At 61.6% G+C, this 23,030-nt stretch carries 21 protein-coding genes, 2 tRNA genes and 2 pseudogenes; 14 read left to right on the top strand and 11 right to left on the bottom strand.

The genetic code is table 11. From position 1 onward, the window contains the following. Positions 1-51 precede the first annotated feature (51 nt). Positions 52-306, top strand: a complete 255-nt coding sequence (locus ACHMW8_RS26550; RefSeq protein WP_395444305.1) for a helix-turn-helix domain-containing protein — start codon at positions 52-54, stop codon at positions 304-306. Here ACHMW8_RS26550 and ACHMW8_RS26545 read toward each other — a convergent pair. From ACHMW8_RS26545 to ACHMW8_RS26525, 5 genes are all read right to left on the bottom strand, one after another. Continuing rightward, positions 269-925 carry a hypothetical protein gene (locus ACHMW8_RS26545; protein ID WP_395444304.1) on the bottom strand — a complete coding sequence of 219 codons (657 nt, stop codon included), beginning with the start codon at positions 923-925 and terminating at the stop codon, positions 269-271. The genes ACHMW8_RS26550 and ACHMW8_RS26545 overlap by 38 nt on opposite strands. Before the next feature lie 383 nt (positions 926-1,308). Beyond that, positions 1,309-1,512, bottom strand: a complete 204-nt coding sequence (locus ACHMW8_RS26540) for a hypothetical protein (protein ID WP_395444303.1) — start codon at positions 1,510-1,512, stop codon at positions 1,309-1,311. A gap of 22 nt (positions 1,513-1,534) precedes the next feature. Continuing rightward, positions 1,535-2,014: a response regulator gene (locus ACHMW8_RS26535; RefSeq protein WP_395444302.1), complete on the bottom strand. Its 480-nt coding sequence runs from the start codon at positions 2,012-2,014 to the stop codon at positions 1,535-1,537. Beyond that, positions 2,011-3,117: a hypothetical protein gene (locus tag ACHMW8_RS26530; RefSeq protein ID WP_395444301.1), complete on the bottom strand. Its 1,107-nt coding sequence runs from the start codon at positions 3,115-3,117 to the stop codon at positions 2,011-2,013. Before ACHMW8_RS26530 ends, ACHMW8_RS26535 begins: the two co-directional genes overlap by 4 nt. A 290-nt stretch (positions 3,118-3,407) precedes the next feature. Further along, a complete protein-coding gene (locus ACHMW8_RS26525) occupies positions 3,408-4,496 on the bottom strand; it encodes a hypothetical protein (RefSeq protein ID WP_395444300.1) in 1,089 nt (362 codons plus the stop codon). Positions 4,497-5,022: 526 nt separating this feature from the next. Here ACHMW8_RS26525 and ACHMW8_RS26520 point away from each other — a divergent pair. The 3 genes from ACHMW8_RS26520 to ACHMW8_RS26510 all read left to right on the top strand — a co-directional run bounded on the left by ACHMW8_RS26520 (position 5,023) and on the right by ACHMW8_RS26510 (position 8,117). Then, entirely contained in the window at positions 5,023-5,613 is a 591-nt protein-coding gene (locus ACHMW8_RS26520) for a recombinase family protein (protein ID WP_395444299.1), read from the top strand. A 1,440-nt stretch (positions 5,614-7,053) separates the two neighbouring features. Then, positions 7,054-7,491 (top strand): hypothetical protein, encoded by a 438-nt coding sequence (locus ACHMW8_RS26515; protein WP_395444298.1) that lies wholly within the window; start codon positions 7,054-7,056, stop codon positions 7,489-7,491. Positions 7,492-7,526: 35 nt separating this feature from the next. Beyond that, positions 7,527-8,117 (top strand): tyrosine-type recombinase/integrase, encoded by a 591-nt coding sequence (locus ACHMW8_RS26510; RefSeq protein ID WP_395444297.1) that lies wholly within the window; start codon positions 7,527-7,529, stop codon positions 8,115-8,117. Positions 8,118-8,174: 57 nt separating this feature from the next. On the opposite strand, the gene ACHMW8_RS26505 is transcribed toward ACHMW8_RS26510, so the two are convergent. Together ACHMW8_RS26505 and ACHMW8_RS26500 are read right to left on the bottom strand one after the other, a co-directional pair. Further along, positions 8,175-8,249: transfer RNA gene (locus ACHMW8_RS26505), tRNA-Val, on the bottom strand. 48 nt (positions 8,250-8,297) lie between these two features. Then, a complete protein-coding gene (locus ACHMW8_RS26500) occupies positions 8,298-9,011 on the bottom strand; it encodes an HAD-IA family hydrolase (RefSeq protein WP_395444296.1) in 714 nt (237 codons plus the stop codon). A 67-nt stretch (positions 9,012-9,078) separates the two neighbouring features. Here ACHMW8_RS26500 and glmU point away from each other — a divergent pair. The 7 genes and pseudogenes from glmU to ACHMW8_RS26465 all read left to right on the top strand — a co-directional run bounded on the left by glmU (position 9,079) and on the right by ACHMW8_RS26465 (position 18,147). Continuing rightward, positions 9,079-10,465: pseudogene (glmU, locus tag ACHMW8_RS26495) on the top strand (bifunctional UDP-N-acetylglucosamine diphosphorylase/glucosamine-1-phosphate N-acetyltransferase GlmU). Then, positions 10,462-11,145 (top strand): ribose-5-phosphate isomerase RpiA, encoded by a 684-nt coding sequence (rpiA, locus tag ACHMW8_RS26490; protein WP_395444295.1) that lies wholly within the window; start codon positions 10,462-10,464, stop codon positions 11,143-11,145. The pseudogene glmU and the gene rpiA overlap by 4 nt, the downstream one beginning before the upstream one ends. 42 nt (positions 11,146-11,187) lie before the next feature. Further along, complete coding sequence (gene gor / locus ACHMW8_RS26485) at positions 11,188-12,588, top strand: glutathione-disulfide reductase (RefSeq protein ID WP_395444294.1); 1,401 nt, start codon at positions 11,188-11,190, stop codon at positions 12,586-12,588. Beyond that, entirely contained in the window at positions 12,585-13,820 is a 1,236-nt protein-coding gene (locus tag ACHMW8_RS26480) for an O-antigen ligase family protein (RefSeq protein ID WP_125158739.1), read from the top strand. The genes gor and ACHMW8_RS26480 overlap by 4 nt, the downstream gene beginning before the upstream one ends. Before the next feature lie 112 nt (positions 13,821-13,932). Continuing rightward, positions 13,933-15,312, top strand: coding sequence for a class II 3-deoxy-7-phosphoheptulonate synthase (locus tag ACHMW8_RS26475; RefSeq protein WP_125158738.1), 1,380 nt, complete (start codon positions 13,933-13,935; stop codon positions 15,310-15,312). Positions 15,313-15,446: 134 nt separating this feature from the next. Next, positions 15,447-17,238: pseudogene (locus ACHMW8_RS26470) on the top strand (long-chain-acyl-CoA synthetase). 72 nt (positions 17,239-17,310) lie between these two features. Beyond that, on the top strand, positions 17,311-18,147 hold the full coding sequence (locus ACHMW8_RS26465) for an alpha/beta hydrolase (RefSeq protein ID WP_395444293.1): 837 nt from the start codon (positions 17,311-17,313) through the stop codon (positions 18,145-18,147). Between the two features lie 63 nt (positions 18,148-18,210). On the opposite strand, the gene ACHMW8_RS26460 is transcribed toward ACHMW8_RS26465, so the two are convergent. Together ACHMW8_RS26460 and ACHMW8_RS26455 are read right to left on the bottom strand one after the other, a co-directional pair. Beyond that, entirely contained in the window at positions 18,211-19,113 is a 903-nt protein-coding gene (locus ACHMW8_RS26460; RefSeq protein WP_395444292.1) for a M23 family metallopeptidase, read from the bottom strand. A 2-nt stretch (positions 19,114-19,115) separates the two neighbouring features. Continuing rightward, positions 19,116-19,769, bottom strand: a complete 654-nt coding sequence (locus tag ACHMW8_RS26455; protein ID WP_395444291.1) for a hypothetical protein — start codon at positions 19,767-19,769, stop codon at positions 19,116-19,118. A gap of 186 nt (positions 19,770-19,955) precedes the next feature. Between ACHMW8_RS26455 and panD the strand changes: the two genes are divergently transcribed. After that, a complete protein-coding gene (gene panD, locus ACHMW8_RS26450; protein ID WP_099576484.1) occupies positions 19,956-20,312 on the top strand; it encodes an aspartate 1-decarboxylase in 357 nt (118 codons plus the stop codon). After that, positions 20,312-20,773, top strand: coding sequence for a hypothetical protein (locus ACHMW8_RS26445; protein WP_395444290.1), 462 nt, complete (start codon positions 20,312-20,314; stop codon positions 20,771-20,773). The genes panD and ACHMW8_RS26445 overlap by 1 nt, the downstream gene beginning before the upstream one ends. A 61-nt stretch (positions 20,774-20,834) precedes the next feature. Here ACHMW8_RS26445 and ACHMW8_RS26440 read toward each other — a convergent pair whose 3' ends face one another. Continuing rightward, positions 20,835-21,584, bottom strand: a complete 750-nt coding sequence (locus ACHMW8_RS26440) for an SIMPL domain-containing protein (RefSeq protein ID WP_395444289.1) — start codon at positions 21,582-21,584, stop codon at positions 20,835-20,837. A 151-nt stretch (positions 21,585-21,735) separates the two neighbouring features. Between ACHMW8_RS26440 and ACHMW8_RS26435 the strand changes: the two genes are divergently transcribed. Further along, positions 21,736-21,812 (top strand) — tRNA-Ile (locus ACHMW8_RS26435). Between the two features lie 22 nt (positions 21,813-21,834). Here the strand turns inward: ACHMW8_RS26435 and ACHMW8_RS26430 are convergent. Continuing rightward, positions 21,835-22,974 (bottom strand): phosphatidylserine decarboxylase, encoded by a 1,140-nt coding sequence (locus ACHMW8_RS26430; RefSeq protein WP_395444288.1) that lies wholly within the window; start codon positions 22,972-22,974, stop codon positions 21,835-21,837. Positions 22,975-23,030 lie beyond the last annotated feature (56 nt).

The raw sequence follows: 23,030 nt of genomic DNA, 5'->3' as shown, positions 1-23,030 counted from the left end.
AGGGACTATAATCCCTGGTGACTATAAGCCCGATCCTGATCCATCTTGCAAATGGATTGGAAGGCTGTCGTGGGCAGGAACGTGCGGTCGCTCAGGCATCAGCGCGGCTTCACGCAGGAATACCTGGCGCATGAAGCGGAAATCGACATCACTTATTTACGGGGCATAGAGCTAGGTAAAAAAAATCCAAGCCTTCTAGTCTTAGTAAGAATATGCAGCTCTCTAAGCATCGATCCGAGAGATATCCTAGATTCGGATTTTAATAGCTTTAGTCAAAAATTCCTAAATGAGGTAGAAGGTTCTTAAATACCTCCGCCGAAATCGTGCTAGCCATTGCTTGCCCAAAGTCATCCTTCGCCACATGGCCAAAGTCGGCAACGCCTTTAATGGCGAGTACTGAGGGGCGCTTTCCAACGCTACGCTCAGCAGCCGCGTAGAGTCCGAAAACCTCCATATCGAGCCCTATCGCTGACGGGTGCCTAGAACAAATCTCGCTGATCATCCCTTCGTCAGCGATTACGCTAGATCCAGTAACAATAGGAGCAAATCGAACCTCAGGTAACTCGCGGACGTCTTCGCCGAACTTCTCCTTAATCGCCTTAAACTTAGCTTGTGAAGAAATCCTCTTAAGCGCGGGGTTTAATGTTTTTTCGGAAAGTTCAATTGCCAAATCAACCTTGTCTCGAATGATATCATCAACAAGTCTTGGCTTGGCGCGGTTCTTAAACTCGGTCGTTTCCGCATCTTGTTCAACGTACTTTCCCTGCTCCCAGCAGGAAACTTCTCTTACGACTATCACATCCATGAACTTGCAAGGGGAAGCGCACTCCTCCACCGCAAAGCCGCAACACATGCCCAGCATCGCAATTAGCCGTGGCCGAAACACGGAAATCGCCTGGGCGGTAACGGCGGCGGTAGCAGCCATCCCCATCTCACCAACGCATATAAGCGCCGCGTTAAGCCGCTTATCCTGGCCAAGCGAGATTGCGCCGAATGTCACCTCCCCCTTCCACAGAGGGTGGTCAACATCATCGACCTCAGAAAAGATCTTGCTCTTAACGGGGATATATTCGTTTTTGTGCCGGGCCGTAAGAATAACTACGTCGAGATCGAAATTATTTGCCGAAAATGCCGCAGATGCGCGCTTTGAACGATACAGATACTTTATCTTGTCTAATATCTTCTCCGACCAATCGGTGCCATTTTCATCATAAAACTCGAGGGCAAGGAGATTGGCGTCGTAGAAACGCCGTTCCGCTTTCGCAATTTCTGCGAATTGAGTCAGCCCTATGATGTGGGTCGGCGGGGTTAGCTCCCCCCAGTCGTGACCTGTCGAATCAACGAGCGAGCGACCAGTGCGCTTGGATCCTGATCCGCTGCCGGAAGGACCAAGTCCAAAACGACTAGGTCAAAGAATCCAGATTTCAGGTGCTCAAGAGCTTCTTCGTAGTCTTTAGCTTCGGAAATCTGCAAGTCCGGAATATCTAGGCCGGCATTGAGCTGGCTAACCACTCGGCGGCGCTTCGTCTCACCGTCATCTACTACCAGAATCCTCAACGAGCTGCCCCCCTAAGGCCCTTACAACCGCCAACCGAAGCCCTGCTTTCCAAGTGTCTTCGGAAAGATCAACTCGCACGGTCTCCCGATAGTTGGGAGAGAATAAGCGTGCGAGCATGGCGTGCAACTTGTCAATGGAGTCGATGTCCGGCCTCTCGTTAGACGTGAATGAAGAGTGTTGGGTAGCCACGATTACGGGCACCTCAATTCTACGCCTTTTCAAATATTGTAGGACCTCAATCCCCGCCAATGGTTCTTTAGCGATCTCGTTTCCAGATCCCGATAGTACCTGGAATGTCATATCAAGAATTATGAGATCCCATCTTTTGTTTTCGAGGATCTTGAACGCCTGGGAGATCGCGGTGGTCCAAGTTGGTATGCACGACGACGGGAGCGCAGCTTTTATTTCCTCGTGCTTGGTCGGGTTATCCTCAACAATAAATATGTCATACGTCATGGAACGTAGGTCCTCGTATTGATTTTTGCGAACAATTCAATAACGAATAACCTATTCGTTTTGGATATCGGCGGGATATTGAATCTAGGTTGAACACCAAATGCGACATGAAAGGCATGTCTTATTTTCTGGAATCCTGAAGCGTTATCTTTCCTGGCCTGATCACCCAGTAGGGCCTTAGCCAAGGACACCGTACGAGTATAATTACTCAGGACGCTTGATATTTCATTAGGTGATATATTATTAGTACATATGATACGAATTTCGGTATCGCTCAGAGAAAACTCTAATTCTATTTCGGTCTTCAGGCCAAGTCCACTCTTACTGTATGCGTTTGATAGTAAATTGTGGACGATTTCTTGAAAAAAATCTAGGTATCGACCATCGATGCTTACGTGGGATCGCGTCGGGTCCGGCAACACCTTTACCCGCGTATCTACGCTGAGTTTGCGCCAACCGAAGAGGTGGTGCGAAATGAGATATAGTTTCACCACCTCGTTCACGGTGAACGGGATCGCTGATCCGCGCGTTTCTGAGACGCCAATCCACCGCGATATATCGTCAATCGCAGTGTTGATGTTCGCTTCCAGATAATCGAGGAATAGCTTTACCTCGTGGCTTCCATCCTGGCCTATATTCAAGCGAGTTTGGCGAATCCCGAACATGAGCGTTGGCTTCAACGAAACCGTCAGGCTCTTTGAGGTTGCCATAAGGTGGGATTTTATCTTTCTAGAGGCCGACGCCACGATGGCGGATTCTAGCCTATTCCTAACTTTATCAGCTTGAATATATTTCTTAATTGATTGTTTTATTAAGCCTCTAACCTCAAGGTCTAGGCCAGTTTTCTGCTTTAATGTTAGATACTCATCGACGAAAGATTTAATTAGGGAGCTATACGACTCCCTGTATTGATGTATGTGAACGCCGCATTCGCCAAACTTACTTTTAATATTCTGAACATTCCAAATATCCAGAGAGTCTCTTCTGTATACCGTCTGAAAAGCATCATCAAATGCACGTAACATTCTGGGCGCAACAATGCCGTGCCGAAGATTGTTGCTCAGGGCCTGGTCTACAGAAAGTGACGACTTCGTGAAGCACATGGTCAGAGACTTTATCGGCAACGAAGTCAGTCAATCTGTTTGATATATCCGCCGACATCTTGGAGAAAGACTGGCGACTGAGGTATATCTGAGGGAAATCATCAAGAATGATGGAGCGAACCTGTTTGGCAAGCTCCTCCCATTGGATCTTCACACGGCCAACCCTCAAGCGGCTTTGGAAATATTGCATCCTTAGCCTTTCGATCTCCTCCCCAAGCCTTTCGTCTGCGGTTTCGGGATCGATCAAGCCCCTTTCAGCCGCAAGCTTCAAAGCTTCAATTCGCACAGCGCTAACGCGTGTCGAGTTCCACAGGGGGGAGCTCGCTAGGCCAGCGCCGAGGATTTGGCACCGAACTGGCAAGCCTTTCGATAATCGGGCGTTCGAGCAACGCTGCCGTCAGGGTCTCGGCGGCCGAGGCCGGTAGGGACTTGAACTTGGTGAGGAGGGAGCCAATCGGCGCAGCCTTCCTGTTGATGAGCCCGGTGAGGTCAGCAATGAAAGCCCCCTTGCCCATAGCGATCCCGACGTCTGGATACAGTGCCCGTACCTCCTCCAGCCCCATAAGCATGGTGAGAAACGTGCTGCGCACATTGACGTTGGGATGCTCGTCCAAGATCGAATAGATTTTATCCCAATTTAGAAATCCGATAAGGTATTCATCAAGCTCAAAGAGATCAATTATGGAGTCTGTTAGTAGGCGGCTATTACGCTTCGTTATTGCGCAATGAATATGGTAATAGATTGCAATCAATTTTCTGTCGTAAGTTTCAGATCGTGGCTTTACGTGTCTTGCATCAACGTCATTCAGCAGCATAGACCTCACCATATTTTCGTGAGATCTCGGAAACGTCCCATCTAAAATCCTGGATAGCCGCGCCTGAGCAAATGCTCGGAACTCATTGTCCGCCGAAGGGAGGCGCACCACGGTCAGCAAATTCAGGAGCCGAGATAGCCCCCAGCACTCGAATACAAACTCGATAGATCTAAGCTGATGGGATGTGAATTTGGTCGTCGGATCGCAAAGAGCCAGTATGAAAGTTATTAGATCCGGGCCTACAATATGTAGAGAGCCCCGCTTTAGAAGAAGGGCGGATTTAATAAGATCTTGTATTGATTTTACATTTTCCTCGATTTTAAAAGCACCTAGGCGCATCACTAAGTCATTTAGCGCTGATGGAGAATAGTCGTAAAAATTTCCGTGCCCAGCTTCCACTAGGGATCGAGAGAAGTTCAAAATTGGTAGAAGAACCTCATCGGAGATGCGAAATTCTGGGTCTCCAATTCTGGAATATATATAGCTCTCTGCAATTATAGAATAATCATCATCCGAAACCCGGGCTCCACTATGGAAATCGACGATTTCGGTGAAAATGAACATCCAACGGCATAGTTACAGTTTAAAGGCTCCGTACCTTCATTTGAAAGCGCGTAGATGAAGCCTATTTGATTTTTAATTCGATCAATTGGCAGTGAAGCGGCAACGAAGATCCATCTCTGGTCCTCGTATTCCGTGGGCCTTTTTAAGGACAACCGCCGAGCCAGCCCGGTTGATATTGAGCCCTCCGTCCCGCCGGTGGCAAAAGCACGGGCGTCACGCGATAGGGCCTGACTAAGGAAAGACTGCCTGGTTGACAGGCCGCGCCTCAATCTGAGCTCGTCTATGGTCGGAGACATAGAGGCACCGTGCTGGACAATGTGCCCGTCTTCCATCTCGCCCCCACTCTACGGCCGCTAAGCTGCTCGCTCTAGACGGTACGCGAGGGGGTCAGACTTGCATAGCGAGCGCATGCATCGGAAACGATCAAATTCGATACAGGCTGGGAGTTTGTATTGAAATATAGGCTAGCCTGGGGTTTCGATACGAGTCACTATCGATCCACGTTTCCGATACAGGAGTTCGCGGAATGACGCGTGTCTTTGCCTACTGCCGCGTAAGCACGGCTGATCAGACGACCGACAATCAAATTCTGGAGATAGAGGCTGCTGGTTTCCGCATCGAGCCGCAGCGGGTTGTGGCGGATACGGTTTCCGGCTCCGTTCCTGCGGCTGAAAGAAGGGGCTTTGCCAAGCTCATGGTGAAGCTGGAGGGTGGTGATGTGCTCGTGGTCACCAAACTAGATCGCCTTGGGCGCAGCGCGATGGATGTCAGGGCAACCATTGAGTACCTCGCTGGTCTCGGCGTTAGGGTCCACTGTCTAGCTCTTGGCTCAATGGACCTCACGAGTTCGACAGGGAAGATGACGATGGGCGTGCTGAATGCCGTCGCCGAGTTTGAGCGAGACCTGCTTATAGAGCGGACCCAGGCTGGCCTTAAGCGCGCCAAGGCTCAAGGTAAGAAGCTTGGAAGGCCTAGGTCGGTCGATGAGGCTGAGCAGGCCGCCATTCTGGCCAAGAGGGCTCTAGGCGTTTCGCTTGGAAAGCTGGCGTCTGAGTATGGAATATCAAGGTCAGCGGTGCAGAGAATTGAAAAGCGATCTAGTAATGTCGCAGCCTAAGTAGTGAGGCTGTCCGACAATCTCTTCGGTATAGAAGTAAAGAGTGCGGCTTACAAAATATAATGGTTGCGCGCACGGACATGTTCGTGATATAAGGAAAATTCCCTAGCTTTCGAGATTGATAAATCTTGAGGCCGGGGCCATTTTGCACATACTGATTAAACAGCATAGAAAAAGTCTGAGATTTATTAACGTCATTCAATGAGTAGATTAGATAGGCGCGGTTGGGTAGAATATTACCGCGCGAGAGATGCCTACGCAGTAACGTTTGCATTTAATAGGAAGTCAATTCCGAAGTTTGTTGCAGTAAATGCGCTTCGCGAATTCGACCGTCAGGTCAACAGGTCTAATTTAGGACCAAGGTTCTACAAGAAAAATAAGCAAAAAAGCCGCTTGGATTTCCTTGTCGTTCCGGAGCTAGCGCTTACAAATACGCATTTTCATGGATTTATGATCATTCCGAGAAGCGAATTCGATCTCAGATCGGAGCCTGATGTATTTGATAAATATCAGAGTATTTGGGAAGGTCTTTACCCTTCGGGCTCGTTAGACATCATGCCTGTTTATGACGCCTCCGGCTGGGCCGATTACTGCTCGGAAGAGAGCTGTCTCGCTGGTCACCAGAACGTGTGGTCTCTCGACTTTTCCCCTACTTAAAGCGGAGCTTCTCCGCGCCGCCGTTCCTCGGAATACCACATGAGAGCGGCGGGCTTTTCCCTGGTCTAAGGCCAGGATTTCTCCGCACGTTTGGCCTCCCCCGGAATATCGACATGAGGGGGAAATGGCCCTTGCGGCTCCAGCTCAATGAGGTCGCCAGCACAGCTCCACCGGGGCTGGGCAATGCGAAGCTATGGGACAAATAACATTAATCTTCTGTAATCAATCTACGAACGTAAAATATAAAGGTCAATAAAAACAATTGGATAAGATAAAGTCTTTGATTTCTTTGTTAAGAATATTCAAGTAAAAATATCGGAGTTGCCTCGCTGAATGTTGATCGATACCTGGGATTTCGTACCTCAATTGAGGTGACGGTGGCGACGGAAAGAGCCATTGCAACATTTTCAATGAAGAAGCGAAAATGAACGGGGTGAGTCGACGCTTGGGACTTCGGCCAAATCCTGGTGATTGGGGCATGGATGATCCAATGACACTAAAGGAATTTGTATTTATATTCAGAGATATTTATCCTATTAAGGAGTCGACTCTTAGGAATGCAATAGCTAGAGGAGATATTTCGCCAGCTAAGGTTGGTGGAAAATTTTATGTGACCCAAAAACAAGTGAGAAGTCTATTTTCACAATGTCTAGAGCCTCAAAAGGTGCGCGACTTTACCTTAGGAAGGGGAGAGTCGACTCAAAGACCGGAAAGCGACTGCCAGATATCTACTTTATCCGAGATGGAGCGGTTGAAATCGGCACGGGCTGCGGCCCTGAACGCGTGCGCGAAGCTGAGCAGGCTCTCCAAGCCTATCTAGCGTCTAAAAGCCGACCTGAGCGGTGGGGCGGCAACGACAGGCAGGACCCGACCAAAATCTTTGTCGTCGATGTGCTGGCGCTCTATGCGGCGGAGAAGGCGCTTGAGCTAGCGAGCGACCCCAGCACGACAGCTGGCTTCATCAAGCATCTGCTGGGTTGGTGGGGTGACCGTAAGCTTTCAGACATCAAACGCTCGACCTGCAAACAGTATGTCGCTCATCGGGTCGCTCAACGCATTTCTACGGCGAAGACCAGTGAGCGAAAGGTGTCCGATCAAACAGCGCGCCGTGAACTAGAAGTGCTGTCTGCTGCGATTGGGTATTGGGATGGCGAGGACCGACTCACTAGCCGACCCGAGGTTTGGCTACCTGACAAAGCGGAAAGTCCACGGATGCCCTAACTCGCGCTCAAGCGGCTCGGCTCCTGCGAGCTTCGATGGGCTGGAGGCTGGATAAACACGGAAAATGGCGACGCCTCTCTAAGTCAGCGAGAGCCAACCGTGCGCATCTGCGCCGTTTCATCCTGTTGGGGCTGTACACGGGGACGAGGCATAGCGTCTTGACCAAGCTGCTTTGGAACCAAAGTAGGCTTCAGGCTTGGGTCGATTTACGCGGTGGTGTCATTTATCGGCGGGGCGCAGACGAAAAGGAACAAAAGACCAAACAGCGCCCGCTTGTTGTCCTTCCCGCTCGTCTGATCGCTCACATGAACCGGTGGAATAAGCTGGACATGGAAGCTGAGCGCACGGTCAGGACGGTGCTTCATCACGGTGGTGAGCCCATCAAAGGCAAAATCCGAACTGGCTTTGCTAGCTGCGTGCGAGACGCAGGATTGGATCGAGAGATTACACCTCATTGGCTGCGCCATACCGCAGCGACTTGGTTGATGGAGAATGGTGCCGATGCTTGGGAGGCGGCGGGCTACCTCGGGATGACGGTGGCCACGCTAGAAAAGAACTACGGCCATCGGCGACCGCGCCACCAAGCGAACGCCGTAAAGGCAATGACGCGGGGAAAGGCGGCTTAATCAGGGGAGCATTCTGGGAAGTGTGACCCCAGAAGAAACGAAAGTCTTTGAAAAGAATGGTGGATGCGACAGGGATTGAACCTGTGACCCCCTCGGTGTGAACGAGGTGCTCTCCCGCTGAGCTACGCATCCGCCGGTGTGGAGAGGTCCTTGAAGGACCGATCCGCGAGAGGAGGGGGCCTATAGCCCGGTGTTCGGCGCGGGGCAAGAGGCCAAAAGCGTCTTGCAGGCCCGGGGCACATCCAAAAAGCTGTGGATGACCAGGTCGGCCCCCAGGGTCTCGACCGGATCCTCCGTGTAGCCGAACGAGACCAGCAGGCCGGGGACGCCGGCGTTGCGGGCCCCCAGGGCGTCATTGATGCTGTCGCCGACCATCACCGCGCGGGCCAGATCGCCGCCCACGGCCGCGATGGCGGCGGCGACATGGCGGCCGTCGGGCTTTGGGGCGGGGGCCAGGTCCGCGCCGATCACCGCATCGAAGTGCGGCGTCAGGCCCACCGCGTCCAGCAGGGCGACCGACAGGTTGGTCAGCTTGTTGGTGCAGACCACCAGTCTGGCGCCGTCGGCCTTCAGCTCGGTCAGGACCTCGACCACGCCGGGGAAGGGCGCGCTTTCGTCGGCGATGCGGTCCAGGTAGACGGCGATGAAACGCTCCACGAGCGTCGGCGCGCGGTCGAGACCCAATGGCGCCCGGCGGCGGCGAAGCCGCGCTCCAGCAGGGCGCGGGCGCCGCGGCCGACCATCAGCCGCACCTCGTCGAAGGGCAGGGGCGGCAGGGCTTCCTGGGCCAGGATGGTGTTCAGCGCGCCGACCAGGTCGGGGGCGGTGTCGACCAGGGTTCCGTTCGAGGTCGAAGGCGATCGTCGCCCCGTTCAGGTCATGAAGCTCGCTCATGGGTCGGCCTTTCCGCCAATTGGGCGGCTAACGCAACGCTGGAAGCGTCCCAGGGAGTCGCCCGTCCATGACTGATTCCGTTTCGAGCCCATCCCGTCCGCGCGCCGCCGTGATCCTGGCCGCCGGTCAGGGGACGCGGATGAAGTCGCCGACGCCCAAGGTGCTGCACAAGGTCGCCGGCCGCACCCTGCTGGACCTGGCCATCGACGCCGCCGAGGGGCTGAACTGCGAGCGGATCGTCGTCGTGGTCGGCGCGCACAGTCCGCAGGTCGGCGAGAGCGCCCGCAAGCGGCTCGGTCCGAACGCGACGGTCATCCAGGATCCGCCGCTGGGCACCGGCCACGCGGTCCTGGCGGCCCGGGACGCCCTGGCCGATTTCGAGGGCGACGTGGTCGTCACCTATGCCGACTGCCCGCTGACCACGGCCGGGGTGATCGCGCCGCTGTTCGACCTCATCGCGGGCGGGACCGACGTGGCGGTGCTGGGCTTCGAGGCCGCCAACCCGACCGGCTACGGCCGCCTGATCCTGGCCCCCGGCCATGTGCTGCTGCGCATCGTCGAGGAGAAGGACGCCGACGTCGCCACCAAGCAGGTCAAGCACTGCAATTCCGGGGTCCTGGCCGCCGACCGCGCCACGCTGTTCAGCCTGCTGGCCGACGTCCGCAAACGACAACAGCAAGGGCGAGTACTACCTGACCGACGTCGTGGGCCTGGCCCACGATCGCAAGCTCTCGACCCGCGCGGCCTTCGCGCCGGAGCCTTCGGTGCAGGGCGTCAACTCGCAAGCCGAACTGGCCGCCGCCGAGGCGGTCTGGCAGAAGAGCCGCCGCAACGCCCTGATGACCGAGGGCGTGACCATGCCTGCGCCCGAGACCGTTCACCTGTCGTGGGACACGAAGATCGCCGCGGGGGCGGTGGTCGAACCGTTCGTCGTCTTCGGCCAGGGCGTCAGCGTCGACACCGGCGCGGTGATCAAGGCCTTCAGCCACCTGGAAGGGGCGGCCGTGGGCGAGGGGGCGCTGATCGGCCCCTATGCCCGCCTGCGGCCGGGCGCCGAGATCGGGCCCGAGGCCCACATCGGCAACTTCGTCGAGGTCAAGAAGGTCAAGGTTGGCAAGGGCGCCAAGGCCAACCATCTCAGCTATCTGGGCGACGGCTCGATCGGCGAGAAGGCCAATATCGGCGCCGGCACGATCTTCTGCAATTACGACGGCTTCGAGAAGTTCGAGACCCATGTCGGCAAGGGCGCCTTCATCGGCTCCAACAGCGCCCTGGTCGCGCCGGTCCGCATCGGCGACGGGGCGATGACGGGCTCGGGCTCGGTGATCACCAAGGACGTCGAGGACGGGGCCCTGGCCCTGACGCGTCCGGAACAGCAGATCAAGGCCGGCTGGGCGACGAAGTTCCGCGCCCTCAAGCAGGCCGCCAAGGACAGGAAGAAGGACAAGCAATGAGCGCCGACGACCAGAAGCGCATCTCCGGCGAAGCCGCCGCCGAGCTCGTCGAGAACGGGATGGTGGTGGGCCTGGGCACAGGCTCCACGGCCGCCTGGTTCGTCAAGGCGCTGGCGGCCCGTAAGCTGAGCGACATCCGCGGCGTGCCGACCTCGGACGCCACCGGCGCCCTGGCGCGCGAGCTGGGCATCCCGCTGGTGGCGCTGGATGACGTCAAGACCATCGACCTGACCGTGGACGGCGCTGACGAGGTCGGTCCGGGTCTCAGCCTGATTAAGGGCGGTGGCGCGGCCCTGCTGCGCGAGAAGTTGGTCTGGGAAGCCTCCAACCGCTGTGTCGTCATCGCCGACGCGGCCAAGAAGGTCGACGCCCTGGGCAAGTTCCCGCTGCCGATCGAGGTAGTCCGCTTCGGTCACGTCCATACCAGCTGGCGGCTGGCCGACATCGCCGCCGAGTTCGACCTGCCGCCGCCGCGCCTGCGCATGGCCGAGCGGGGCGTGGTGGTCACCGACGGCGGCAACTTGATCTACGACATGGCGTCCGGCGTCATCGCCGAGCCCACGGCGCTGGCGGCGGCGCTGAAGAGCGTCACCGGCGTGGTCGACCACGGCCTGTTCCTCGACCTCGCCGACGAAGCCCTGTTCGGCACGGACGACGGCGTGGTGCGCCTCGTTCCCTGACATCCTACATAAGCCGACCCGTTAAGCTCCCCGGAGGCCGCTGTGGCTGACTACGACTTCGATCTCTTCGTCATCGGCGCCGGTTCGGGCGGCGTGCGGGCGGCGCGCCTGGCCGCCATGAGCGGGGCCAAGGTCGCCGTGGCCGAGGAATATCGGGTCGGCGGCACGTGTGTGATCCGCGGCTGCGTGCCCAAGAAGTTCATGGTGTACGCCAGCGAGGTGACTAGCCAGCTGAAGACCGCCAAGGGCTATGGCTGGACGATCGAAGGCGCCAAGTTCGACTGGAAGGGCTTCCTGCACGACAAGGACGTCGAGATCGCCCGCCTGTCGGGCATCTACGTCACCAACCTGCAGAAGGCCGGCGCGCACCTGCTGCACGGCCGCGCCCAGATCCTAGATGCCCATACCGTCGAGGTGCTGCCCAAGGAGGGCAGCAAGGACGCCGGGACCTACACCGCCAGAAAGATCCTGGTCGCCACCGGCGGCCGGCCGGTGAAGCCCGACTTCCCGGGCGCGGAGTTCGGGATCACCTCGGACGAGGCTTTCCACCTCCCCAAGCTGCCCAAGAGCATCCTGGTCGTCGGCGGCGGCTATATCGCCGTCGAGTTCGCGGGCATCTTCAACGGTCTGGGCGTCGAGACCACGCTGCTTTATCGCGGGGCGAACATCCTGCGCGGCTTCGACGACGACGTCCGCTCGCACCTGGCCGAGGAACTTGAGAAGCGCGGCGTCAAGGTGGTGCTGGGCTGCTCGCACACCAGCATCGAGAAGCAGGCGGACGGCACGTTGCTCAGCACCTTGACCAGCGACCTGACCTTCGAGACCGAGGCGGTGATGTTCGCCACCGGCCGCGAGCCCTACGTCCAGGGCCTGGGGCTGGAGAAGGCCGGGGTGAAGCTGAACGACAGCGGCGCGATCGCGGTCGACGCGCACTCCAAGACCAGCGCCGCCAGCATCTGGGCCGTCGGCGACGTCACCGACCGCATCAACCTGACGCCGGTGGCGATCCGCGAAGGCGCGGCCTTCGCCCAGACCGAATTCTACGACAACCCGACCACCTTCGATCACGACCTGGTCGCCTCGGCGGTGTTCTCGCAGCCGCCGGTCGGTTCGGTCGGCATGACCGAGGCCGAAGCCCGTCACGCTTTCGGGACGGTCGATGTCTACCGGTCCGTGTTCCGTCCGATGAAGATCACCTTCTACGGCGGCCAGGAGCGGTGCCTGATGAAGCTGGTGGTCAAGGCCGACGACCAGAAGGTGATCGGCGTCCACGTGGTGGGTCCTGACTCGCCCGAAATCATCCAGATGGCCGCCATCGCCGTGAAGATGGGCGTGACAAAGCAGCAATGGAACTCGACCTGCGCGGTCCATCCGACCCTGGCCGAGGAACTGGTCACGATGCGCGAGAAGTACGTGCCGGTCGAAGTCGGCGGGGTTGGATGACGCTGGCGGTAGCTTCTGCCGGAAGTCACGAGCGCCGCACGCGGTGGCTTGGCGCGCTCGCCGTCTTCCTGATGGTGATGACGCCGCTGATCGGCTACCTGGCGCCGCTGGGTTTCGCGCCGCTGCTGAGCGTGGTCGGCCTGCTGGCGACGCCCGGTCTGGCGCGATCGCGCCCGCCGCTGCTGCCGATGTTCGCCCTGATTCTGCTGGTGCTGTGGGCCCTGGTCAGCCTGAACTGGAGCCCGGCCGCCCCGGCGCTGTCAGAGCTCAAGCGCGACAAGGACATCGGCGCCTTTACCGCCCTGAAGCTGGTGCTGCAACTGGGCCTCTACGGGACCGCCGTCGCGGTGCTCGGAACCATGTCGCAACGCTCGGCGCGGCTGGCGGGGCGGGTGATGCTGTTCGGCATGATCGCCTTGGCGGTCTTCACCTTCGCCGACGCCGCGATGGGGGCGAGGATCTACCAGGCGATCCGGGCCGCAACCCACGACCCCATCCGGCCGGACCTGGCGGTGGTGAAGGTGTCGCTGCCGATCTATCCGCTGGTGCTGCTGTTCTGGCCTTGCGTAAGGCTGCTTGACGCCTGGGGCTTCCGCGGCCGCAACGTGCTGATCGCGACCCTGGCGCTGATGATCCTGGCCGCCTCTCACTTCACCAGCGCCGACGCTTCGGGCGCGGCCCTGTTGTTGGGCGGCGCCGTCTGGCTGGGGACGCGGGTCATCGGCAAGCCGTTCGTGCGCGGCATGATCCCGGCGGTCTCGACGCTGTTCATCTTCGCGCCGATGGTGGTGCTGTGGGGCGTGCGCTCGGGCCTGTTCGCGTGGCTGCACGCGATCGCCCCGCCGTCGTGGGACGCGCGGCTGAACATCTGGGCTTTCGCCGCCAACCAGATCGTCGAGCACGCCCTGCGCGGCTGGGGTGTCGACGCCAGCCGGACCTTCGGTAACGCCATCCCGCTGCACACGCACAACGCCGCCCTCCAGCTGTGGCTGGAGCTGGGCGCGCTGGGCGCGGCCCTGGCGGCGGCGTTCTTCGCCTGGGTGCTGTATCGGATCGTGGCCTGGACTGGCCAAAGCCGCCGCGACGGCGCCATGGCGGCGGCCACACTGACATCCTACGTGATGATCGGGGGCTTGAGCTTCGGCGTCTGGCAGGAGTGGTGGCTGGCGCTGGGCGTCATCGCCGCCATCGGCTGTGTGGTCGCGCAAAAATCGAGCGCTCCACGCCGGTAGCGCGACCGCCACGTTTCTCGCTCGGGTGGATTGGCGGTGTTCAGCCGCACGATTTTGCCTTTTGGTTCCTTTCGCGGTATCTACGCCGCCCTTTCAGTTATCGAGCCTTGTCATGACCGCCCGCTGGACCCCCGCCGCCTGGAGAGCCAAGCCCGCCAAGCACATGCCCACGGATTATCCGGACATGGGCGCGGTAGAGCGGGTCGAGCAGACGCTGCGCCAGATGCCGCCGCTGGTCTTCGCCGGCGAGGCGCGCCGCCTGAAGAGCCTGCTGGGCGACGTGGCCGAGGGGCGGGCCTTCCTGCTGCAGGGCGGCGACTGCGCCGAGAGCTTCAAGGAATTCCACGCGGACAATATCCGCGACACCTTCCGCCTGATCCTGCAGATGGCGGTGGTGCTGACCTTCGCCGGCGGCAAGCCGGTGGTGAAGGTGGGCCGCATCGCTGGCCAGTTCGCCAAGCCGCGTTCCGAGCCCGTCGAGACGATTGGCGGCGAGACCCTGCCGTCCTATCGCGGCGACATCATCAACGGCATGGACTTCACCGCCGAGGAACGCGTGCCGGATCCGGATCGCCTGCTGAAGGCCTATGGCCAGTCGGCGGCGACCCTGAACCTGCTGCGCGCCTTCGCCAGCGGCGGCTACGCCGACCTGCACAACATCCATCGCTGGACCCTCGGCTTCGTCGGCGACAGCCCGCAGGGCGCGCGCTATCGCGAGCTGTCGGACAAGATCACCGAGAGCCTGGCCTTCATGGCCGCCATCGGCGTCACGCCTCAGAGCCATCCGGGCATGCACCAGGTGGAGTTCTTCACCAGCCACGAGGCCCTGCTGCTGGGCTTCGAGGAGGCCATGACCCGCGTCGATAGCACCTCGGGCGACTGGTACGACACCAGCGCTCACCTGCTGTGGATCGGCGAACGCACCCGTCAGCTGGACGGCGCGCACATCGAGTTCATGAAGGGCATAAAGAACCCGATCGGCCTGAAGTGCGGCCCGACCATGGAGGGCGACGACCTGCTGCGGCTGATCGACGTGCTCAACCCGAACAACGAGCCGGGCCGCCTGACGCTCTATGGCCGCTTCGGCTCCGACAAGATCGCTGATCGTCTGCCGCGCCTGATGAAGGCCACCAAGTCGGCTGGCCGCTCGGTGGTGTGGGCCACCGACCCGATGCACGGCAACACGCTGAAGGCCTCGACCGGCTACAAGACACGTCCGTTCGACCGCATCTTGAGCGAAGTGAAAAGCTTCGTGGAGATCGCCCAGGCCGAGGGCGTCCATCCGGGCGGCGTCCACCTGGAGATGACTGGCCAGAACGTCACCGAATGTCTGGGCGGCGCGCGCGCGGTCTCCGAGACCGAGCTGGCCGACCGCTACCACACGCACTGCGACCCGCGTCTGAATGGCGAGCAGGCGCTGGAGCTGGCCTTCCTGGTGGCCGAGAAGCTGAAGTCGGCCCGCGACGACCAGCGCCGCCTCGCCGCCGGCTGAAGATCGGCGCGGGATGCGGCGATCCTGACTGATCGCTGTTCAGGTTGAGCGAACATTGAAAGGTCCGCGATGCAGCGCGCGGCGTCTTGACCCGCCGCGCGGCGCTCTCCAATGGTTGTTCGAGGGAGAGACGAATGCGTTTGCGTCAGACAATTAAGCGGGAAATCCGGTTTCTGAAGGGACTTTCCCGGACGCTCAAGCGCGTGAAATCGATCGCTCCCGACAGCTCGAACCTGATCTGCGACGACCTGGAGGCCGCGGTCGACAAGTGGCGCGATCGCCCGGCGATCACCTTCGAAGGCAAGTCGGTCACCTACGCCGAGCTGGACGCCATCGCCAACCGCTACGCCCACTGGGCCAAAGGGCAGGGGCTGACCAAGGGCCAGACGGTGGCGCTGTTCATGCCCAACCGTCTCGAGTACCTGGCGATCTGGTACGGCCTGACCAAGGTTGGCGTGGCCACGGCGCTGATCAACAACCAGCTGACTGGCGCGGCGCTGGCGCACTGCCTGAACATCTCCCCAGGCCCTGCATTGCATCGTCGACCCCGAGACCTCGCCCTGCTTCGAGGACGTCAAGGGCCAGCTGGATCGACACATGCAGCAGTGGGTGCTGGGGCCCGTGAACGGCGAGCAGCGCGACCTGGTCAAGGCCGTGAAGAGCTGCAGCCAGCTGCGCCCCGACCGCGAGACGGCCCGCGACGGCATCGTCGCCAAGGACACCGCGCTCTACATCTTCACCAGCGGCACCACGGGCCTGCCCAAGGCCGCGCGCATCACCCACATGCGCGCCCAGCTCTATATGCGAGGCTTCGCCGGCTCCACCGGTTCGAAAGAGACCGACCGTATCTACGTGACCCTGCCGCTCTACCACGCCACGGGCGGCCTTTGCGCCATGGGCGCCGGCCTGCTGAACGGCGGTTCGATCGTGCTGCGAAAGAAGTTCTCGGCCACCCACTTCTGGCCCGAGATCGTCGCCGAGAACTGCACCATGTTCGTCTATATCGGCGAGTTGTGCCGCTACCTGGCCAACCAGCCCGAGCACGAGCTGGAGCGCGCCCACAAGATCCGCATGATCTTCGGCAACGGCCTCCGTCCGGACGTCTGGAACGACATGCTGGACCGCTTTAAGGTCGGCGAGGTGCTGGAGTTCTACGGCGCGACCGAGGGCAATGTCTCGCTGTTCAATTTCGATGGCCGGCGGGGCGCGATCGGTCGGGTCCCCGGCTATCTGAAGAAGAAGTTCAACATCCGCATCGTCAAGTTCGACGTCGAGACCGAGATGCCGATCCGCGGCCCCAACGGCTGCTGCATCGAGGTCGCGCCTGGCGAGGTCGGGGAGTGCATCGGCCATATCGGCAGCGACGCCCGCTCGAACTACACCGGCTACGCCGACAAGGCCGCCACCGAGAAGAAGGTGCTGCACGACGTCTTCCAGAAGGGCGACGCCTGGTTCCGCACCGGCGACCTGATGAAGGTCGACGGCGACGGCTACATGTATTTCGTCGACCGCATCGGCGACACCTTCCGCTGGAAGGGGGAAAACGTCGCCACCAGCGAGGTGTCCGAACGCATAGCGGGCTTCGACGGCGTGCTGGAAGTCAATGTCTACGGCGTCAAGGTCGGCGACCTGGACGGCAAGGCCGGCATGGCGTCGCTCGTCGTGGAGGAGGGCTTCGACATCGAGGCTTTCGGCAAGTACGTCGACGAGCAACTGCCCAGCTACGCCCGTCCGCTGTTCGTGCGCCTGCAACAACAGATCGAGACGACCGGCACCTTCAAATACCGCAAGGTCGACCTGGTCAATGACGGCTTCGATCCAGCCAAGACCAGGGATCCGCTGTACTTCCGCGATCCGGCCAAGGGCTATGTGAAGATCACCAAGGCCGTGCACGCCAAGATCGAGAGCGGGGCCTTCAAACTCTAGCGATGACAAGCTCCTGGCCGGCGGCGCCGACTGCAACGCGCTGAAGGCCAGGCGGGTCGAGGGCCACCCGTGATGAAACGAGCGATCAGGCGTCTGCTGGCCGCCTTCTCGCCTTTGCAACTGTTCGCCCTGATCGCGCCGAAGGACCCGGCGCGGCGCGTCACCCACGCCGCGCGACATGCCGACGGACCGCGCGGCGGGCTCGATGTCTACGCGCCGGCGAAGGTCGACGGCCCGGCCCCGGTGGCGGTCTTCCTCTACGGCGGCTCCTGGGAGACCGGTCGCCGCCAGGACTATCGCTGGGTCGCGCGCGCCTTGGCCGCCCAGGGCTTTCTGGTCTTGGTCCCGGACTACCGGCTCTATCCCGAAGTCCGCTATCCCGGCTTCCTGGAGGATGGCGCGGCGGCGGTGCGCTGGGCGGTCGATAACGCCGCCAGCCTGGACGGCGATCCTGCCCGCATTGTTCTGATCGGCCATTCGGCCGGCGCCTACAACGCCGCCATGCTGGCCCTTGACCCGCGCTGGCTGCGCGCCGTGGCGGTCGAGCCCCGCGTGATCCGCACCTTCGTCGGCCTGTCGGGTCCCTATGCCTTTCTGCCGCTGGAGAGCCCGGTGACGATCCGCACCTTCGGCGAGGCGGACGATCTCGCCGCCACTCAGCCGGCCGCCTTCGCGCGCGCCGACGCGCCGGCGGCGTTTCTGGCCACGGGTGAGCAGGATACGGTGGTCCGTCCCCGCAACACTCGTAAACTGGCCGCCGCGCTGCGCGAGGCGGGCGCCAAGGTCGAGGAGCGCCACTACCCCAACATGGGCCACGCCGGTCCGGTGCTGGCCCTGTCGCGCCTGTTCCGCGGCAAGTCCACGCTGCTGGCCGACATGGTCGCCTTCCTCAAGGCCGAGGTCGGCTAGTGTGCTGGATTTGAAGTTCGCCGGCGTTTGCCACAAGCGCTCGCGAACTTCGGAATTGAGACACTAGCCCCCGCAGGCCTGGCCGTTCAGCTTGCGCTGATAGGCCTCGGCCAGGCTGAGATACGGCGGCAGGAAGGTGTGCAGGGCGACGGCCTTGCCGTCTGTGGTCGTGCCCGCCACCCCGGCCCGCAACTCGAAGTGCAGGTGGATGGTCGTCGGCGTGCCGCCGAAGTCGTTCGAGACCTTGCCCAGCTTCTGGCCCTTGGCGACCTGGTCGCCTTCCTTCACGGCCAGGGTCGACATCTGCATGTGCAGATAGCGGTAGGTGTAGTGCGGCTGGGCCTTGGCCACGAGAGTGACGGTGTAGGCGCCGATGTCGGTGATCGTGCCGGCCTCGGCGGCCACGGCCCAGTGTTGGTTCTTCTTGCAGGTGGCCGGACGGATGTCCTGCCCCTGGTGGCCCGTGCCAGCGCCGGCGCACAGCGGGTTCGTCCGCGAGCGCGCCTCGCAGAAGGTGTCATGCCAGGGCAGGCTGTAGTTCAGCGCATCACACTGGCTGGGCTTGCCGGGCGGACCCATGCCGCCGCCGGGGCCGTAGACCTGAGAGTTGGGGAAGCCGGCCTCGGCCAGCGGCCAGCACATGTTCGGGGACCACACCGTGCGGTCCAGATAGCCCGGACCCTGGCCGGCCGGGATCGCGCCGGCCGGCGCGTGGTCGAAGGTCGCCGGCGAGGGCGCGGGCGGATCGGCCGGCTGTGGCGCGGGATCGGGGCTGGGCGGCACGGGTTCGCTGGACGGCTGCTCGGCCCCGCCGTCGGCCGGGCTGTCGTCGGGCTGGGGAGGCCCTGGCTCGGGGGAGGGCGGCTTGGGCGTCTCGCCCGGCGCCGGAGGCTTGGTGGTGTCGTCGCAGGCGGCCAGCGGCGCCAGGGCCAGGGCGGCGACCAGCAGGAGCGGGGAGAGGCGCATGGTCAACCTCCCAGCCCGGCCGCTTCGCGGGCCGCCTTGCTCATCACCACGGCGGTGGTCTTGCCGACCAGGCCCAGCACATAGTTGTCATCGGCGCAGCGCGGGTCGCCGGCGGCGTCGCAGCGGATCTCCACCGTGTAGAGCACGCCATAGCGCACGAAGCTGGCCAACTGGCCGTCGACCGTGCGCTGGATCGTCAGCATCTCCGGCCCGGTCTGGATCTTCAGCGGCTTGGACGCCGGCATCGGCACGGTGGTGGTCGCGCCGCTCAGCGAGACGCGGCCGCCAGCGGTGTTGCTGGTGATCGTATAGTAGTCGCCGAAGCTGTAGATCCGCGCCCCTGCGGTCAGCTTGGCGTCCTGGGGCAGCAGGATCGGCACGGCGGTCATGTCGACCTGCTCGCGGTTCAGGTTGGTGGCCAGGCTCTCGCCGACATTGGCCGACTGGCGCAGGCCCCCGACGGCGCCTTGCCAGTCCACCCGGCCGCGCGGCCGGACGACGAGGGCGGCGGCGTTCGGTCGGACGGCCGCGGCGCCCGGGATTGGTGCGCCAGTCGCGTCCCGCGTCTGCGCCTTGCCGGTCGAGATGAAGGCCGCTCCCGCGACCAGGGTCGCGACGACGGCTCCCGCCGCCGCCAGCCATTTTCCGTGACGCATGGTTTCCCCCGAAGAACCGCGTTCTTTCAAACCCTAGCGCGAAATGGTCAGGGTGTTAACCATTGGTCTTGAGAGGGCGCGATTGAACCGTTTTGGGTTCGTGTCTATATGGCGAGACCTCCTTTCGGGCCTTGTGTGTGGCGGCCTTGAGAATTCCATTCTGTTCAAAGAGATAGAGCCCCCGCCATGCTGCTCACCATGCTGAAGGCCAAGCTGCACCGGGCCACGGTGACCCAGGCCGACCTGGACTACGAAGGCTCCATCGCCATCGATCGCGACCTGCTGGACGCCTCGGGCATCCTGCCGAACGAGCAGGTCGACGTTCTGAACATCACCAACGGCGCCCGCTTCACCACCTATGCGATCGAGGCCCCGCGCGGCTCGAAGGTGATCGGCGTCAACGGCGCCGCCGCCCGCCTGGTGCAGAAGAACGACCTGGTGATCGTCGTGACCTACTGCCAGATGGCCGCCGAAGAGGCGCGCAACTACGCCCCGACCGTCGTGCTGCTGGACGAAGGCAACCTGATCAAGAAGGCGGCCTGATGCGTCGTATCGCGCTCGCTGTTCTCGCCGCCGCGGGTCTCTCGGCCTGTTCGCCGAAGCTGCCTTCGGGCGTGGACGAGGCCGTCCTGACCCAGTCGGTCGGCAAGTCGATCGGCTCGCCCTCGACCTGCGTCGTGATCGCCGACGCCAGCGGCAAGCTGGTGTGGCGTGGCGGCGGCTATGTCACCTGCTCGCGCAACCTGCCGTCCTGCGAAGGCGCGCAGACCACGGCCGAGACCTTGCTGAAGGCAAGCCTGGGCAAGCCGGCCCGCTTCGTCAGCTGCGCCAGCGGCGGGGCCAACGGCGCCACGGTCGGCTGGTCCATCGGCCCGGTGCCGACCGGCGAGGGCAAGCCGCCGCGCGGCCTGACCTATGTCGCGGTCATGGAGGGCGAGCGGGCCCTGCCGGGGCTGGAGATCAAGGACCGGGTCGAGCGGGCCTTCGCCAAGGCCGGCTTCTAGAAACATCAAAGCCGCCGCCGGAACCCGGCAGCGGCTTTTTCGTGGGCGCTGTTCGGGGCGCCTACTTGGCGGCTTCGTATGTCGCGCTGACGTCGATGCGAACCTTCAACTCACCGGCCGCGATGCTGGTCGAGTCGGCCATCTCGCGCTTGGCCATGGCGAACACCGGCATCGGGGGCGGCGCGGGCTGGTAGCCGCCGCCTTCGCTCAGATTGACCAGGCGCACGGCCTTGTAGCCGGTGGCGCGGCCATAGAGCTCGGCCTTGGCCTGCAGAGCCTTCACGGCTTCCAGGCGCGCGGCGTCCTCGGCGGCCTGGGGATTGATGAGGCCGAAGCTGATGCCGTTGATCGTGTTGGCGCCGGCATTGACCGTGGCGTCAACCGTCGCGCCCAGCTTGGCCAGGTCGCGGACCGTGATCGTCACCTGGTTCGAGGCCTGATAGCCGGTCAGCTTCGGCGGCTGGTTCTGCTCATAGGCGTACTGGGCGTTGAGGTTGAGGTTCGAGGTCTGGACGTCGCGCTCGGCGATCCCGGCCTTCTTCAACGCGGCCATCACCTGGTTCATGCGCGCGCCGTTGGCCTTCAGGGCCTCGCCGGCGGTCAGGGCCTCGGTCTGGACGCCCAGAGTGATGGTGGCCATGTCCGGCGCCACGCGCGTCTCGCCAAAGGCCGACAGGCTGAAGGTCGTGGCCTTGAACGCCGAGTCGGCGCTGGTCTGGGCCAGGGCCGGGGCGGCCGCGCCCATCAGCAGAGCGCCGCCGATCAGGGCTGGCAGGGCGATCGAGGTCAGGCGGCGAGCGGTGTTGGTCATCGTTCTTTTCTCCAGGTCCGTCCAGGGCAAGGGAAGCGCTGCCGGACAGCTATGCGTTCCCTGATGACAGCTCCAATCTGAACCGGAGCTTTAAGCCGCGTTCGGCTCATGCTAATCCGCCGCTCTCGCGTACGCTCACACGTATCCGCGCGGGCCTGTAGCTCAATGGTTAGAGCCGACCGCTCATAACGGTCTGGTTGGGGGTTCGAGTTCCCTCCAGGCCTACCAAACCTCTTCAAGGGGCCCCCCCTCACACCACCGGATAAGCGTCCGCGATCTTCACGCCCGTCTTGTAGTGCACCCCCGGCTGGGCGACGAAGCTGACGTTACTCTTGGCTTCGAACAGCACGATGATGTCCGAGCCGCCGAACTGGAAGTAGGCCAGCTCCTCGCCCTTGCGGAGGGTGACGCCGACCTCGGCGGTGACGATCACCGACGAGACCTGGCACATGCCGATCGGCAGCACCGCGACCAGGCCGATCGGGGTGTCCAGCACGATCAGGCCGCGGGCCTGGGCGAACTGGTAGCCGGCGGCGTCCGGGGCGTCGAAGGCGCGCAGGGGCTTCAGCCTGTGGGCGCCGTTCTCGTCGCCGGCCACCGGCTCGGCCACGACCTCCAGATAGACCTGGCCCGGGATGACGCGCGACTCCAGCACCGTGCCGCCGACGGGCGCGTGCTGGCGGTGATAGTCGTTGGGACCCAGGAAGGCGTGCATGAACAGGCCGTTCTTGAAGCGGTCCCTGTAGGGACTGCCCTCCATCAGCTCCTCGATCTTCCAGTGCAGGTTCTTGACCGTCACGTGGCTGTCGGTGCGGATCTCCCACTGGCCGGCGAAGGTGGAGTCGGCGGGGGAGACGATGACGCTCTGATCGGCGACCGCCGCTACCGGCCGGTAGCCCGGCTTGAAGTTGCGGGCGAAGAACTGGTTGAAGGTCTTCCAGCCCCCGTGCGGCTCGATGTAGTCGCCCAGATTGTAGCTCGGCGACTTACGGAAGCTCTCCAGCGAGGCCGGCGTCAGGGATTCCGGCGTGTCGAGGAAGGCGCCCATGGCGTCGGCATAGTTGACCAGCCACGCCGACAACGGCGTCAGGGGCGCGGCCTTGTTCAGCGGGACGACCTTGTTTTGCAGGTCGATTACCGCGTCCTGGTCGAGCACGAAGTAGAACTTGCAGAGCTTGTTATAGACCTCGCGGCCAGGCTCGTTCTCGCTGGGGACCCAGCGCAGGAAGTCGTTGATATAGACGTAGTAGCTCTCGAGGTCCTTCAGGTCGGCCAGTTCCGGGATGTTCCACGCGCGGGCCTGGGCGACGGCCTTCTCGAACCGCGCCTCCCAGCCGTTGTCCTTGATCAGTTTCTGCAGCTTCACGACCACGGGATGCCACTTGCTCATCGTCTGTCCTCGAACGGGATTGGGCTGATGCGGGCTAACGCTCTATTCGTGCATGG

The organism is Caulobacter sp. UC70_42 (assembly GCF_044056025.1).
In the GTDB taxonomy this organism is placed as follows: domain Bacteria; phylum Pseudomonadota; class Alphaproteobacteria; order Caulobacterales; family Caulobacteraceae; genus Caulobacter.
This window is presented reverse-complemented; position numbering and strand designations above follow the sequence as displayed.